The sequence below is a fragment of the Streptomyces sp. NPDC004838 genome, assembly GCF_053600955.1.
Map to the genome: position 1 here is coordinate 1 of NZ_JBSGAW010000039.1, position 14846 is coordinate 14846.

General features: G+C 71.5%; 14 protein-coding genes and 2 pseudogenes. 8 read left to right on the forward strand and 8 right to left on the reverse strand.

What is annotated here, in order from left to right; genetic code table 11:
- Positions 1 to 3 precede the first annotated feature (3 nt).
- On the forward strand, positions 4 to 159 hold the full coding sequence (locus tag ACWEFL_RS32405; RefSeq protein ID WP_451719808.1) for a type II toxin-antitoxin system RelE family toxin: 156 nt from the start codon (positions 4 to 6) through the stop codon (positions 157 to 159).
- A gap of 347 nt (positions 160 to 506) precedes the next feature.
- Here ACWEFL_RS32405 and ACWEFL_RS32410 read toward each other — a convergent pair whose 3' ends face one another.
- Complete coding sequence (locus tag ACWEFL_RS32410) at positions 507 to 797, reverse strand: hypothetical protein (RefSeq protein WP_451719672.1); 291 nt, start codon at positions 795 to 797, stop codon at positions 507 to 509.
- A gap of 400 nt (positions 798 to 1197) precedes the next feature.
- Between ACWEFL_RS32410 and ACWEFL_RS32415 the strand changes: the two genes are divergently transcribed.
- The 3 genes from ACWEFL_RS32415 (at position 1198) to ACWEFL_RS32425 (ending at position 3430) form a co-directional block, all read left to right on the forward strand.
- Positions 1198 to 1539 (forward strand): hypothetical protein, encoded by a 342-nt coding sequence (locus ACWEFL_RS32415; protein ID WP_451719675.1) that lies wholly within the window; start codon positions 1198 to 1200, stop codon positions 1537 to 1539.
- Positions 1540 to 1964: 425 nt separating this feature from the next.
- Entirely contained in the window at positions 1965 to 2576 is a 612-nt protein-coding gene (locus ACWEFL_RS32420) for a hypothetical protein (RefSeq protein ID WP_451719677.1), read from the forward strand.
- 251 nt (positions 2577 to 2827) lie between these two features.
- Positions 2828 to 3430, forward strand: coding sequence for an Imm21 family immunity protein (locus ACWEFL_RS32425; protein ID WP_451719679.1), 603 nt, complete (start codon positions 2828 to 2830; stop codon positions 3428 to 3430).
- Between the two features lie 87 nt (positions 3431 to 3517).
- Here ACWEFL_RS32425 and ACWEFL_RS32430 read toward each other — a convergent pair whose 3' ends face one another.
- Entirely contained in the window at positions 3518 to 4552 is a 1035-nt protein-coding gene (locus ACWEFL_RS32430; protein ID WP_451719682.1) for a hypothetical protein, read from the reverse strand.
- A gap of 323 nt (positions 4553 to 4875) precedes the next feature.
- Here ACWEFL_RS32430 and ACWEFL_RS32435 point away from each other — a divergent pair, with 323 nt between their 5' ends.
- Complete coding sequence (locus tag ACWEFL_RS32435; protein ID WP_451719684.1) at positions 4876 to 5364, forward strand: DUF4265 domain-containing protein; 489 nt, start codon at positions 4876 to 4878, stop codon at positions 5362 to 5364.
- An 827-nt stretch (positions 5365 to 6191) separates the two neighbouring features.
- Entirely contained in the window at positions 6192 to 7298 is a 1107-nt protein-coding gene (locus tag ACWEFL_RS32440; RefSeq protein WP_451719686.1) for a hypothetical protein, read from the forward strand.
- 421 nt (positions 7299 to 7719) lie between these two features.
- On the opposite strand, the gene ACWEFL_RS32445 is transcribed toward ACWEFL_RS32440, so the two are convergent.
- The 6 genes and pseudogenes from ACWEFL_RS32445 to ACWEFL_RS32470 all read right to left on the reverse strand — a co-directional run bounded on the left by ACWEFL_RS32445 (position 7720) and on the right by ACWEFL_RS32470 (position 12141).
- A complete protein-coding gene (locus tag ACWEFL_RS32445; RefSeq protein WP_451719813.1) occupies positions 7720 to 8199 on the reverse strand; it encodes a hypothetical protein in 480 nt (159 codons plus the stop codon).
- Positions 8200 to 8385: 186 nt separating this feature from the next.
- Positions 8386 to 9216 carry a hypothetical protein gene (locus tag ACWEFL_RS32450; RefSeq protein WP_451719816.1) on the reverse strand — a complete coding sequence of 277 codons (831 nt, stop codon included), beginning with the start codon at positions 9214 to 9216 and terminating at the stop codon, positions 8386 to 8388.
- A gap of 527 nt (positions 9217 to 9743) precedes the next feature.
- A complete protein-coding gene (locus tag ACWEFL_RS32455; protein WP_451719689.1) occupies positions 9744 to 10079 on the reverse strand; it encodes a hypothetical protein in 336 nt (111 codons plus the stop codon).
- A gap of 181 nt (positions 10080 to 10260) precedes the next feature.
- A pseudogene (locus ACWEFL_RS32460) lies at positions 10261 to 10405 on the reverse strand (nucleotidyl transferase AbiEii/AbiGii toxin family protein); the annotation flags it as partial.
- A pseudogene (locus ACWEFL_RS32465) lies at positions 10402 to 10763 on the reverse strand (hypothetical protein). The pseudogenes ACWEFL_RS32465 and ACWEFL_RS32460, both read right to left, overlap by 4 nt.
- Positions 10764 to 11307: 544 nt before the next feature.
- Positions 11308 to 12141, reverse strand: a complete 834-nt coding sequence (locus tag ACWEFL_RS32470) for a hypothetical protein (protein WP_451719692.1) — start codon at positions 12139 to 12141, stop codon at positions 11308 to 11310.
- A gap of 682 nt (positions 12142 to 12823) precedes the next feature.
- Here ACWEFL_RS32470 and ACWEFL_RS32475 point away from each other — a divergent pair.
- Together ACWEFL_RS32475 and ACWEFL_RS32480 are read left to right on the forward strand one after the other, a co-directional pair.
- A complete protein-coding gene (locus ACWEFL_RS32475; RefSeq protein WP_451719694.1) occupies positions 12824 to 13333 on the forward strand; it encodes a hypothetical protein in 510 nt (169 codons plus the stop codon).
- Between the two features lie 68 nt (positions 13334 to 13401).
- Positions 13402 to 14832 carry a flotillin family protein gene (locus tag ACWEFL_RS32480; RefSeq protein ID WP_451719697.1) on the forward strand — a complete coding sequence of 477 codons (1431 nt, stop codon included), beginning with the start codon at positions 13402 to 13404 and terminating at the stop codon, positions 14830 to 14832.
- Positions 14833 to 14846 lie beyond the last annotated feature (14 nt).

The window sequence follows — 14846 nt, forward strand, 5'->3', positions numbered from 1 at the left end:
GTGGTGCGCGCCCTGGCCGAGGAGCCCCGCCCGCCGGGTGCCCGGCAGTTGGGCGGTTCCGCCTACTGGCGGCTCTCCGTCGGCGACTGGCGCATCCTGTACCAGCCGGAAGACGACACCATCACCGTGATCGTCCTGAAGGTCGGCCGTATCCCCTGACAGCACACCCGGTCGCGGTCAGCGCGCTCCCCGCGAGCCATGCCGGCCGCTCACCGCCAACGAACCCCCCCGGCGAGTCGCACTCCGGGCGATACCGGCAGGCGTCGCCCTGAGTGCAACTGTCCTGTACTCGCGCAGATTGCACTCAGCGAAACAACGCGACGCCCTCACGCTTCGCGCTCCTCGGGTCCGGCTGTCGCCCAGGGCGGCCCGAAACCCGCGTACTGCCGCAGCACCTCGACCGGCAACCTCCCGCCGCTCGCGCCTTGTTCAGCCGCGCCGGCAGCCGCACCTCAAGCCCGCCGGCCGACACCGCCCAGTCGCACCGCACCGCATGCCGCCCCCGCTCATCCACCAACGGTCCCGCCTCGGGAGGAACCCCGGCCGCTTTCCAGGGCGGTAACGCGGGCAAGGATCAGGGCGAGTCCGGTGCTGCCCGGCACAGGCACCGGGGCCTGCCCCACCCCGGCCCCGTCATCGCCCGCCCCGGTGCCGCGGTGCCGGCGGGCGATGGTGTCGGCGGGCGCGTCGGCGCCGAAGTGCCGCCAGGCCGCTCTCACCTGGATGCCCAGCCGCCCGGCGACCGTGCTCGTGTTCCGCTCGATGACGTCCTCGACCGTCCCGGGCCGGACGGTCACCTCTGTGCGGGCGAGTCGGTGAGTGTCTGGCCGACCGCGCCCCTGAACGCCCTGGTGTTTCTCACCGCGGCATCGCCGGGGCCCCGGGGCCCGTCCCCGCAGTGCCCGCGGGCGGATCCCGGGCGGAACACCGGGCCCTGGGGCGGGGGCTGGCGCGAACCCGCCTGCCGCCCGGGGCGCCGGCAGAGTCCGCTGCAGGGCCCGGCCCGGCCGGCGGCTGGTCGGTCCGGGCCGCCGGCCAGGGGAACGGCCGCCCCGGTGCCCCCGCCCCCGGCCGGGCACCGCCGGTGCGGCAGGTCAACTTCACGCCAAAGAGCGGCACTTCACCACGCTGTAGCCCTCACCGCGTTCCGCTGTAGTCGTCTACAGCGTTCAGGTGTGGAAGGACACGACAACCCTCATGCATACGCTGCGCCCTCTTGCGAACGGACTCCGGACCGATCACCCCGTCCCGGATCTGCCCTTCGTCGACGACTCCCACATCCCGCTCGACGACCCCCGCGAACTCGAGGCCGTCGGCCGCAACCGCGGCGACGGCAGGTGGGGCCGCTACGACCTGGAACGCCAGGCCGGCGGCTGGCGGGCCTTCACCACCGACCCCCTGCGCCACGACCTCGCCTGGTGCGTGCGCCACCACCCCGACCACGGCCGGTCCGTCCTGCTCGTGCGTGACGCCGACGCCGCCGTGATGCACACCGACTGGCACGGCGGCCCGCTGCTGTTCCGTGCCGGCGGCTACTGATGGGACGGCTCCGCCTGGTACCGGCCCGGCCAGATCTGGGACGCGGCCGACGAGGACTACGTCCGCACCCCCGCACAGGACGCGGTCGCCGTCAGTGCCTCAAGCTTCCTGGACGACACCGCCGATTCCGGCGACGGCCGCGTATACGGGATCGAGCACTTCGACACCCGGACCGGCCCCCTCACCGGATGCTGGCCCAACCACCTGGCCCTGTGGGACCTGCACCGCACCCGGCGCGGCGACACGTTCCCGCTGGAGAAGTGCGTGGTGAAACTCTCCGCGCCCGAACTCGCCGGCGACCAGCTGCTGGGCATCACCGAGTTCGCGGAACTGGCCGGCATCGCCGCCTCCACCCTGCGCGCGTACGCCTCCCGCGGCGAAGGCGACGTACCCCTGCCCCAGGCCACCGTCAGCGGCCGCCGCGCATGGTCCCGCCCGGTCGCCCAGGACTGGGTCACCCAGCGCCGCCGTTCCCCGGACAGTGCGCGGCCGCCGTCTCCACCACCCCGGACGCCCTGCCCTCCGGCGTCAGCGACCTCCGCGAACGCTTCGGCACCAGGTTCCACAACCTCCTCTGGAGCCGCCGCCCCCAGACCCGCAGACGGTGGGTGCTGCGCCACCGCAGCGAGGCAGCCGTCCGCGAGATCTCCGACGAGCTCGCCTGGAACGTCGCGGACGGACTGGACAGCATCATCCCCACCGCCTCCCTCGCCGCCACCGTCCGTCACGCCGTGCTGAACGACCTGGCCGAGCAGCACAGCTGGGACGACGACGAGGGCGACGACCGCACGCACTTCTACGCCCTGGCCACACCCATCGCCCAGACCCTGGACTGGCTCATCCGCCACCACCCCGACCACGGCCAGTACGCCATCGGCGACATCGTCCGCGAAGCCGGGAACCGTCTCGGCATCCCTCGCGACGCCGTCGCGAGCACGCTGCACCGCTCCCTCGCGATGGACGGCAAACTCGACAGCACCGCCCTCACCGAGTACCTCGCCCTGGCGCTGCCCCCCCGCGAAGACCCCCTGACCTGACGGCACACGCCACGCCAGCCCCCGGGCCGCCGGGCGACGCCATGGCCGACGGCCACGGCGGCGGCGTGCTCCGGCCTCTGCTGCGGGCCGGGCCTCAGACGAGGCCCCTGCCCGGGGTGATCAGGGACGGCGAGCAGCCCGGCCCGGCCGATCAGGAGCCCCGGCAGGTGCCGCGGGCTGCGGGCACGAGCCGGACCGCCTTTGCCGCAGTCCGGTGAACACGGCCGGTGGCCAACGGGGACACTGGCGTCATGAAGACTCCCTCTCCTGCCGGGGCCGGTTCGGCCGGGCCGTGTCTCAAGTGGGTCGCGTCGATGGGCGGTCCCCTGATCGCCGTTCCGGAGTCCGGACAAAATCGGTGGGACGGCTGCACGATGTCGGGCCTGGTGAACGGCGACGGCGGCACCCGTGACGACTACGACCGTGCCTGCGAGGTGGACGGACTGGCCGGAGTGATCACGGTCGGCCCGGAGGGCGGGCAGGGGCTTGTCCTGGCCGACGAGCCCGCCACCACCTGCTATCTGCCGGAACAGCGACTCTTCGTCCGCTGGCTTGCCGCCTGGTCCGAAGCCGATCTGGTCACGGCCGCCGCAGCCGTACTTGCCGACCCGAAAACCGCCTGGGAGGCGTGCGGTATCTGGGAGACGGACGGCCCAGCGGTTCTCATGGACTCCGCCGAAGCAGGGGCCGGGCTGGACACCGCCTACCCCGGCGGGAACACCCTGCCGGAACAGGCCCCGGTTCCGGTACCGCCCGGCCGCTGGACCGTCCGAGCCGCCCATGTCCACGCGGACGACGACACCTGGGTCGGCCTGGTCCAGCTGCTCCCTGCCCCGGCCCACCAGCCCGGGTAGCGCAGGCCGGAGCAGGCTTTCCCGCCGTGTGGAACCGTAAGACCCCGGCGACCGAACTCCGGCCGTGTGCCGTGGGGTGTCCGCCGGTTACGGCGCCCGGCGGGGGAGCCAGGCTTCGACGAGTGCTGCCTTGCCGCGGAGGACGAGGGTGTCGGTGTCGGTGGTCCTGTAGGCGGGCGTGAGAAGTGTCCACGCGACCATGCTGCAGATCTCCATGTCCGAGGTTCCGAAATCGGTGCGGTTCTCCATCGTGACGACTCTGCGGAGCCCGGCCCGCTGGAGCTGGGTGTCCATGAAGGCGCGGAAGCGGGTGCCGGTGGCGTCGTCGGCGCGGGCGTACCGGTCGATGGCGGCGATCTGCCGCTGGTGCCGGGCCCGTTCGGCGGCGTGTCCGTCCTCGTCTTCGGTGTGGTGGCGGGGCGGGTTGAGGTCCCGTGGGTCGGATCCCGCGTCGAGCCGTTCGCGGTAGGTGGGCGGGTTCAGGAAGGAGTCGTCGTGGGTGCGCGTCTGCTCGTGCGGGCGGCCGTTTTTCCCGGTCTCGTGCCACAGGGCCCAGGCCGCGTCGGCCTCGGCGAGCGTTCCGCTCAGGGCGGCGGGCTGCTCCACGGTGCGGGGGAGCAGGTCCAGGACCCGGGTGAAGTGCTCGGTGGCGAGCCGGAACCGCTCCCGGAAGACCGGTGCCCGCAGTTCTGCCAGCTCCTCCAGCGTCCGGAGCAGTTCCTCCGTCGGAAGGGTCGTGCCCGGCGGTACGACGTCGCCCTCCGGAAGAGGAGGCAGATCCTCCTCGCGCAGCCGGGGTACGTCCACGGGGCGTGCTGCGGGGGGCGGGGTGGTGCCGAGGAGGTCGTGGAGGGGTGCGGTGCGGGCGCTGTGGGCGAGGACGGCTTCGGTCAGGGTGAACAGGCGTGCCATGCCCGCTTCCACCGCTGCCAGGTCGTCGCGGGCGACCGCTGCTGTCAGCTTTTCCGTCTCCCGGGCCGTGTCGGCGGCGGCCTCGCGCAGATGGCCGGTGTGGGCGGCGACGGCCGCCCGGGCACGGGCGTAGAGGCCGGTGGCCCGGTCGGCGTACTCCTGCGGCGACAGGCCCCAGCCGTCGGGCACCTGGACGGTGGCATTGTGCATCGGACAGTCCCTTGTTCTCTTGCGGCCGGGTGACACGGCGGACCTGCTGCTCGTCGTCGTGACATCGCTCGGGTCGGCGAAGGAGCTGGCATCGTAGAGGCCCGGATACGCCGGCCGTGGGCAATCCGGCAGACCGGCAGGGCCGCCGGGAATCTTGGGGCCACAGCCCGCTCACGGCTGGTTCCGGAAGGAGACGAGACGCCGCCCGGCCGGAACCCGGCCTGGGCCGGGCTGGCCGTGAACGCCGCCGGCGGTGGAGCGACCGCGCACGGGCCGACGCTTGCGCGGAGTCCGCCCCCGGCGCGGGCGTGGATGATGGCGCGGTGACGAACATCAGTGACGACCACGTGAAAGTCCACTTCCGGATGGACATGGACGAGGACGGCTGGCCGCCGGTGAGCGTCGAGAGCCTGTGGGCCGTGGACCTCGGCGACGGCACCGTGCGGCTGGACAACACGCCCTGGTTCGTCCGCGGCGTCGCCAGCGGGGACATCATCAAGGCGGAGCTTGGTGGCGACGGTGTTCTCTGGGCCGGGGAGACGGTCCAGCCGTCTCAGAACTGCACCATCCGGCTGATCGTGCTGAAGGACGACGGCTCAGCCGCTGCCCGGCGGAGCGTGCTGGAGGTCTTCCACCGTCTCGGCACGACCGGCGAGGGGATCGAGAGGTACGGGATGGTGGCCTTGGATGTCCCGCCGGAGGCGGATCTGCCCCAGATCCGCAAGGTCTTGGAACACGGCGAGACCAAGGGATGGTGGAATTGGGAGGAAGGGTGCGTAACCGCCGCCTGGGAAGCCACAGCTCGAGCTTGAGGACGGCCACGAAGGTGCCTCAGCGGTCCGCTGCGGGGCGGAGAAGCACCCCCGACCGGGCCGGTGTTGGTTTCAGGGCCTGGGGCCGCGGGGGCTGGGGCCGGGCGGCTGGGAGAACGGGGGCTGGCCGGGGCCGGGGCGCGGGGTGGGCCGGGGAGTTCCGGTGCCCGGCTGGTCCGGTCGGCGACCTCTCGGATGAGGGCGTCCGCTCTGCTTCTGATCTCTTCGCGGCGGTCCTCGAACGGATGCGGGGTGCGATGGTGGCCCAGCTCGTCGTAGCGGGCACGGTATTTGCCGGAGGCGTCCTGCGGCGCCTCCGGCGGCACTGCCGCGGGAACCGGTATCGCGAACACCGCCCGGTGGATGGCCCGGTGGCAGCGCGCCATTCCAGGCCCGCCACGCCGACCGGCCGGCTCCGCCTGGACGCCGCCCTCACCACCCTCTACGCTCCGTCCGCCCCGCTCTGACCATTGAGCGGCAGCATCTGACCACGGCGCAGGAGGCCATCCTGGACAGGATCATCGCCGATTCCGCAGCCCGCACAGAGCGGCTGACGCAGTCGGCCCGGCGTCTCACCCAGCCCCAGCCCCAGCCCCAGCCCCAGAACCCGGGCCCGGGCCCGGGCCACAGCGCTCCCGCGCGTCACCGCCCCGGCCACTGAACCGCACCCGGCGCCCGCACCGGGTGGCATGCGCGGGGGCGGGCAGGGACTTCTGCCGGTGATGCTTCGCGCCGCGGCGGTGCTCGGATTTGCAGCGGAGGAAAACACATGGGCTGGTCCGCCGCGGAGCTGCGACGATGCTCTCCGTTTCTCCAGCGGAGGACATTTGTTCATTTTCGTGTGTGCCGGGTGCGGCGCCAGGCTGACCGTCCCGCTCTCTCCGGTCGCGCTGCCGACCCACGCCCATCAGAAGTACGGCAACGGGATTCAGCTCCCCGTACTCATGGAGTCGGGCACGTTCGCCGTGGAACCGGAGCCCTGGGGGCCGCCGTGGCGCAGATGGGAGGAGACCGATCCAGACGAGGCAGCGGCCCGCGGCATCTACGCACCGGTCTACGCCTTGTCCGACGGCGCGCCTGGCACGATCGTCATCGCACCCGGGGATACACGCGGCACCGTGCTCATCCCGGAGAAGGGCGGCGGCTACTGCTGCGGCCTCGACTGGGGTGACGGCCCCAACATGGCCTGCGAGGCGTGCGGCCTTCCCGTGGCGAACCGGATCGACGATTGCTCACTCTGGCAGGCGGTCTGGCTCGCGCCGGATGCCGTGCGCCGGCTCCCCGCCGGCAACACCGGCACCACACCGCTCTCTTGGGCGGAACTGATGACGGAGGGGAAAGGCACACCTCCGTTCGAGCCGATTACCAGATGGGGCTCACCGCTCGGGCTGGACCACTGGTGGTCATGGAGTCCGCGGTGGGAGGCGGCGGCCGGCCAGGCGCTCGCCCACCTCCTGGCTGCCTCGGATGGCCGGCCGGTGACTGTCCCGCACGGCCTGGTCGCGGAAGTGTTCCAGCGTGCCCTCGACGCCCTGCTGCCCGCGGGCCCGCCAGCGCGGCGCGGATTCCTGGCCGGACCGGGGCTGTCCGGCCCTGACGCGGACGCCGACATACTCCTCGTGCCGATCCATCCGCAGACGGGGGAGACCTGGGGCCCGGCCGGCCGGGCCGCATCGGCATACCCGGTGCCGCTGCCGTTCGGGGTGTGGATGTGGCTGGCCTTCCCCGATCCGCACCTACACCTCCCCGCATCGGGCACCATGCCCGACGGCGTTCTCCGCGACGACCCGCCCGCACCGCGCCCCCGTCACCTGTTCCGGGCCGACCCGGGAACGTTCCAGCACACCCTGGTCCGGCTGCCGGCCGTCCGCAGCCCGTGGCTGCGCGAGATCCTCGAGAACCTCACGCAACACATGCGCTCCGGCCTCTTCTAGCCGACCGACGGGGGACACCGGTACCCACTCTCCGAAACTGCCGCAATCGAACCGTGCCGGGCAATGGCACCTCCCGAAGCGGGTCGCTGGGAGCCCGGCTGCCGACGTCTGTTCAGCACCGTGAAGGGACGCCGGTTCGCGTCGTGATAGACGTGCTGTTGCGAGTCCTCTCGGCCAAGCTGTGGCCTTCTCTCCACCGCGATACCCGCATGATGACCTGCCATGAGCCTGACGCCGCTCCAGGTGAAGCCGTGGATGGCACGTGTCGGAGGGGGGCGAGAGAGAACAGTGGAGATCTGTGTGGTCATCGAGCCATGTCTGCCTTGCGGTGTCGACAGGGAAGTTCGGCATTGATTTCGTGTACCGGGGTGAACGCCTGGCCAAGGGCGCTTTGTTGAGCGTTCACGCGGGCCGTAGAAGATCAGGGCTCGACCACCAAACCGTTCCAGCTCTGTCCCGGGAGCAAGCGGGGGCAGTGGCAGAAGGGAAACGTTTTGTTAGGTACGTCAAGAAGAGGGCACATAGTTTCGCGTGTAGCTGTCGGTGCCGTCATGTTGCTGCTCATGAGTACCGGCGCGGCGACTGCGGCCGACACGGGCAGCGCGGCCCGGCCGGATCCGAGCGCGGCGCCTTCCAGTACTCCTTTCGCGGGGGCCGAAGTGCCGTCGGCTGCTGCCGCGGGTTCCCGCCCGGTGTCGGGCAGGAACCCGACGGCCGCGCCGTCGCCGAGGAGGGACGCTGCCGGGTTCCAGCGGGTCATCTCGCAGAAGGTCCAGCTGAAGAACACGGTGACCGACGCCGACGGGGACAGGTCCACGTTGTCGTTCGAGGTGTGGACGGCGGATGCCGCGGGCAGGCCGAAGACGAAGGTGATGGTCGGCGACAACCCGTATGGCGTCATCGTCTCCCCCTACGTCGCATCCGGGTCAACCGTCACGGTGGACGTCCCGGCGGGCAAGCTGTCTCTGAACACGAACTATGTGTTCCACACGTCCGCGTTCGATGGCAGCCTGTACGAGACGAGCTGGTCGCCGTGGGCGCCGTTCCGTGTGGAGCTGCCCGTCGACCTCACCCTTCCCACGCCGGACTACACCGCGCCTGACCCGAGTCCGCTCGACGATTCTCCGAGCCCGTACCAGACGAAGCCGTATGTACCGCGGACCACGCCGGCCGCGAAGTCGAATCCGGCGGTCGAGCAGTGCGGCCCGCGCGCCGAGGACGGGCGGCAGGTCTGCCCGTCGAGATTGATCATGCGCAGGAACGTGAAGTAGGCGATCGCGTCCGGGACGCCGTTGGTTCTGATGATGACGGGCACCGTCCGCACGTCACATTCGATGAGCCGTGTCGCAAGGATGCTGGGGAATTGCGTGTTGCACCACGGCACCCCAGCGGTTGCCGCCGTCGCCGCCTGGGCCGCCTTCTTCGGTGCCTTGCTCTTGGGGACCGGCTTGCCGAAGCAGAGCGTGCTCGTCCATGCCCTGATCAAATAAGCGGAGAGTGCTTCTGACCTGCAACGGTGGGACTTGTCTAGGGTCCTGTTGGCTGCACGGAAAGAAGCACTCTCCAGGTGAGCAGGCGTATCGGGTTGTACCCGCGTGTCGGCGTCGAGGGCGGTGGCAGCGGGACGGTCTCGCAGGCCGGGGCGGTGCTGCTGGTCGAAACGGTCCGCACGTGCGGCCTGGACGGTGGCCTCGAAGCGGACCGCGAGTCTGTCGAACCGTGTGGCCACCGCCCGGTTGCGTTTGAGCCGGTTGATCCCGCACTCGACCGCGTGCCGGGCCTTGTAGTCGTTGCGATCGAAAGCCGGAGGCCGCCCGCCCGTGTTCCCGCGTTGCTTGCGGTGGATCGTCTGCCCGCTGTCGAGCGCGGCGTTGAGCGACGGCTCGCCGGTCTCCTCGATGTGCGAGCGACCGGTCAAACGCACGTCGTACCGCGGCGGCTCTCGTCTCGCGCGCGCACGTGAGGGCCCGGACCGGTGGTCGGTCACGGACCCTCGGGCCAGCGTGTTCCTTCCCTGGCCGGTGGGTCAGTCGGTGGTCACCGATGTGCTCCCGGTGGGCGGGGGGCAGGACGCGGCGGACGTCGCAGGGGAAGGCCGTGCGGCAGATTACGCAGATCCCGGGATGCCGCTGCTCACCCTCGATCTCGTAGTGCTGTCGGAGGGTGAGGAGGACGGGGTCCTTGGTGGGGGCGCACCAGGGCGGGCAGGTGTCGTCGGGGGTGTCCTGCGGCTCGGTCATGGCCTGTCCTTCACGTGGGCTCTGTGGTCCTGGTCGTGGTGGTCAGAGTCCGGCAACGGGTGGGCTTGGCCTGGCGGAAGGCGGAGCAGCGGCGGGGGTCCGACAGTCCTGTGGAGACACGGATCCCGTCTCCGCGACACGGCACGCCTGAACCGCCCGAGGGCCTCAAGCACTCTCGCTGCTGCCGCCCTGGTCGGGCCGCGCGTCAGGCGTGGCTGACGATGACCAGCAGGGCGGTGCACTCGGCGATGACCTGGACGGCGAGCGCCGCCCGCCGGATTCGCACGGCCGGTGCTGCCACGGCGATGACCAGAGCCAAGGCGCCGACCCCGGCACCCCATCCGAACAGCCACCCCGGCATCCCGGAGGCGCACTGCTCCCCGTAGGTCAGACATCGCGATGTCCGCTCCGACGCCAGTGCCAGGACACCGGCGCCCGCAGCCGCCGGCAGGAACAGGACTGCGGCCAGCGCAGCCCACAGCCGGGTGAGATCCCTTGGCATCGCCGTCGGGGCGGGTGGCACGGATTCGGATGCGTTCATGCCCCGAAGCCAACCCGGGCGGCCCCGGCCTCCGGCAGCGTCCGTCTACTCAGACCGCGGGTCCGGCGTACTCAGTCTGAGGAGCCCTCATGTGTAACGGGCTGATGTCGGCCTGTCACAGTCCGACTGGCTGCCCCCATAGGCTCGGCCGGCCAAGCCGACGCGATAGTGGGCGCACCTGATTCTCGGTGGCGAGGTCGAGGTCCTGGCTGAGGCGTTCGACGAGGCCGTGGGCCTGGACGGCGTAGCCGCCGGTGACGACGAGGGGATAGGGGGCGCCGATGGCGATCACGTCGGAGCCGGCGGTGCAGGCCGCTGAGGTTCACGCCGCCCCGGCCGCCTGTGCGGGCAGCTGGGGGAATGCGGCCTCCCACACGTCGCGGACCGTTCTGCTGATCAGGGTGCGCAGGGCGGGCCACTGCGCGGTGAGCAGGCCGGCGTTGAGGTAGGCGGCGAGGTCGTCGTGCTGTCCTTCGGCGAGGACGGCGCGGTAGAGGCTCATTCGTGAGTGGGGGCGGTCGAGGTCGAAGGTCCGCAGCCCGGACCACACCACGTGCAGTGGGAGGTCGACCTGTCCGTGCCGGGCCCGTCCAGGTCCGTGAGCGAGGCGGGCAGCCGGGAGGCGTACCGCTCGCGCAGGACCTCGGCGGCGGGCGGCGTCCGTCGGGAGGACTCGGGAGTCATACCCGCATTGTGCCCTCGGCGGCCCGCCCGGCGGCGGTGAACGTCCGGACGGTGGGCCACCGGGTGGTCTCGTCGAGGAGCTGCCCGAGTTCCCTTCGTGCTCTCGGCAGCGGCTGCCCGCATGCGCCCGGTGGTCGAGCGGCGCTGTATCGGACGACGACGTGCTCCGCAGGGGTGCGCCGTCTGCGTGATCCGGCGCCCGGGGTGTGGGCGGGGTGTGTCCGGCCGGGCAGGGTGGACGGGACGGGTGGCGCCGTCCGGTTCCGGGAGCGGCGCAGGCCCCGGGGCTGCGGACGACCGCCCGTCCCGGCCGTCGTTCCGCCCGGCTGCCCCGGGGGCGGCGGTGCTGTTCTCCGGGCGGGCGCTGTCGGCGGGGTTACGGGGTCCGGCGGGGGAGCCACGGGTCGACGAGGGTGAACCTGCCCTTGATGACAAGGGTGTTCGTGTCGGTGGTCTTGTAGGCGGGGGCGAGGAGTACCCAGTCGGCCATGCAGATGTCCATGTAGGGCTGGCCGAAGTCGTAAGGCTCCTCCTGGTCGAGGACTCAGCGGAGTCCGGCCAGCTGGAGCTGGTGGTCCATGAAGGCGCGGAAGCGGGTACCGACGGCGTCGTCGGCACGGGCGTGCCGGTCGATGAGGGCGATCTGCCGCAGGTGGCGTGTCCGTTCGGCGGCCCGCTCGTCCTCGCCGGGCGGTGGCCGGTGCCACGGTTCGGCGGCCGCGTCGAGCCGTTCGCGGCAGGTCGGCGGATCCAGAAAGGAGTCCCGTGTGCCGGTCTTCTCCTGCCGGCGGAAGCGCTTCGCGCACTGATGCCACAGGGCCCAGGCCGCATCCGTCTCGGCGAGCACCGTGCGCAGTGTCGCGGGCTGCTCCAGGGTGCGGGGGAGCAGGTCCAGGATCCGGGGGCGGGTCTCGTCATGGGGGATACCCGGGCCGGTCTCGCCGCGCTCCTGGCGCGCACGGTACTCGGCGTTGACCCGGTGGTACTCGAGTTCTTCGAGTTCGGCCGGGCAGACCACGCTGGCCGCACTGGCCGGGCGGGGCCCGCTGCCCTGGCTGCGCCCGGCACCGCAGGGTGTGGAGCATTCCCCCCTGCTCTGCCTGAACCGGGTGTGACCGTCACCGGCGTTCTCACCGCCGACGGCCCCTGGACCGCGGCGGGGGAAGTGGACGGCATGGCGGCCGCCGCCGACGAGGGTCTGTTCTGGACGGCCATGGACGGTGTCCTGCGCGCCGACCCGTCCACCGGCGGCACCGCGTGGACCGCCGCGCCCGCCGTCCCGATTCGGTGGGGTGCGCCGCCGTCCGTTCCGCACGGTCCACAGGACGCCGAGTGCGAAGGCGGCGAGACGCACGTCGGCGTCGGTCGCGTACGACACCACCCCCGACGATTGCTCCCGCGCGCTCCCGGCGCGCCCGTTCCGCCTCCGGAACCCTGCCGTCGTCCTTCCCGAGTTCGGCCGGGTCGGCGAGGACCCGCTCGCGGCTCTCCTCGTACAGCTACAGGGAACTGACGGCTATCGGTACGGTTCGCGGCGCGGACGAACAGTACCGGGGAGCCGTTGGGCGAAACGGTGAAGTGGCCTGGCACGCCGAGCGAGAATCTGCGTGTTCGGGCGAACTGCCCGGGAAGTCGGGGGCCTTGAGGGGGATGGGTTCGGAGGTGCCTGTGGGGATGCCCATGGGGCGTCACTCGCATCCGCCACCGGTTCGGGGCATGCCCGTTCCCGGCTGGCCTCAGGTGGGGCGGTGGGACCGCCGACCGGCCCGGCGCGGATGTTGAGCCACCGGCCCCACCCTGTTCGGCGGTGCCGGTTGCGCACCGGGGACGACGGGCAGCGGAAACGCGAGGGCGGCCCGCCCGTGCTTCTGCCGGAGACACCTGCCTCTCCCGACGCCGTTCTCCCGCACGGACGCGCGGTGACACCGGGGCGCAGGCGGGCATCGATGAGGCGCGGAGATTGCCGGGTTCAGGCAATGCGCTCCGCTGTCCGCACGTGAGACCCTGACATCGGTCACAGCGACCGACGGGGAACCGGTGGGAACAGGAAGGCGGCTGCAGTGACGTTCTTTCTGGGGCTCGGCATCGCGGGCATCGTGCTGCTGGTTCTGTCACTCGTTTTCGACGGGATACTCGACGGGCTTCTCGGCGGCGTTCTCGACGGTCTCTTCGACGGGCTGCTCTCCCTGCCGGTCATCGCCGGATTCGTCTCGATGCTCGGCTTCGGCGGCGTGATCGTGCTGGGCACGACCGGTCTCGGAACCGGTGCCGCCACCGCGATCGGCGCGGTCGCCGGGGTGGCGGCGGGCTGGCTGACCTGGAAACTCAGCCGTGTCCTGATGCGCGGCGACACCGTCGCGACTCCGCGCGGAGAGGACCTGATCGGCACCGCGGGATCCGTCGTCACCGACATCCCCGCCGGCGGTTACGGCGAGGTCCTGGTGAAACTGGGCGGCCAGCCGGTGAAACTCGCGGCGAAGAGCCCGGCTCCGGTGGAGCGCGGAGCCGAGATCTGGGTCGAGGCCGCGCTGTCGAACACCTCGGTCTCCGTCCGCCGCGTCGAACGCTGATCCGGCGGGCACCCACTCAACCAATCGACTTCGAGCTGCCACCCCCGGGCGGCAGGGGGGATTCCCTCATGAGTCCAGTCATCACCGCAGCGGTGGGGATCGTCGCACTCCTCGTCCTGCTCGGCCTTGTCGTCATCACCCGGTACAAGGTCGCGGGCCCCAGCGAGGCCTTCATCATCACCGGCCGGCGCGGCAAGAAGTCCACCGACCCGGCCACGGGCCAGATCTTCACCGACAACAGCGGTCAGAAGGTCGTCGTAGGCGGCGGAGTCTTCGTCGTCCCCTTCGTCCAGCAGAAGTTCACCCTCGACCTGTCGAGCAGGCACATCCCGGTCGCCGTGCGCGGAGCCGTCACGCTGCGAGGGGTCAAGGCCCATCTGGAAGGCGTCGCCATCGTCAAGGTCGGCGGCACGGAGGACTCCATACGGGCCGCGGCCCAGCGGTTCCTCATGCAGCAGAAGGGCATCGTCGGCTTCACCCAGGAGGTGCTCTCCGGCGCGCTGCGGTCCATCGTCGGCCGGATGTCCGTGGAGGACATCATCCGTGACCGGGCCGCCTTCGCCGGGCAGGTCGCCGAGGAGGCCGAAGCGAGCCTGTCCGGGCAGGGCCTGGTGCTGGACGCCTTCCAGATCCAGGACATCACGACCGACGGCTCCTATCTGGAGGACCTCGGCCGCCCGGAGGCCGCCCGCGCCAAGCAGGAGGCCGACATCGCCGAGGCGGTGGCCCGGCGGGCGTCGGAGCAGGCACGCCTGAAGGCCGAGGAGGAGATCGCCATCGCGCAGCGGACGTTCGCCCTCAAGCAGGCCGAGATCAAGGCCGAGACGGACGAAGCGGCGGCGAAGGCCAACGCGGCGGGTCCGCTCGCCGAGGCCGACCGGCAGCAGGAGATCCTCAGCCAGCAGGAGAAGGTCGCCGAACGGCAGGCCGCGCTGACCGACCGCGAACTCGACACCAAGGTCCGCAAGCCCGCCGACGCCGCCCGCTACCGGGACGAGCAGGAGGCCGAAGCGCGCCGTATCGCCCTGGTCAAGGAGGCCGAGGCGGACGCCCAGCGCTCCCGGCTGACCGGCGAGGGCGAGAAGGCTCACCGTGCGGCGATCGCCGACGCTGTACGGATCGAGGGCGAGGCCCAGGCGGCGGCGATCGCCGCCAAGGGATCTGCCGAGGCGGAGGCGATGCAGAAGAAGGCCGATGCGTTCGCGCGGTACGGTGACGCGGCCGTGCTGCAGATGCTGGTCGAGGTACTGCCGCAGGTCGTCGGCAAGGCCGCCGAGCCGCTGAGCGCCATCGACAAGCTGACCGTGATCTCCACCGATGGCGCGAGTCAACTCTCCCGCACGGTCACGGACAACGTCGTCCAGGGCATGGAACTCCTGAACTCCACGACCGGAGTCGACCTCGCGGAGCTGCTCAAGGGAATCACCCTGCGTGGCCGGACTGACGGGGAAGTGCCCGCCTCCGGGCCGGCGAACGGGAAGATCGAGATCACCGACTGACCCGCGAACGCGCG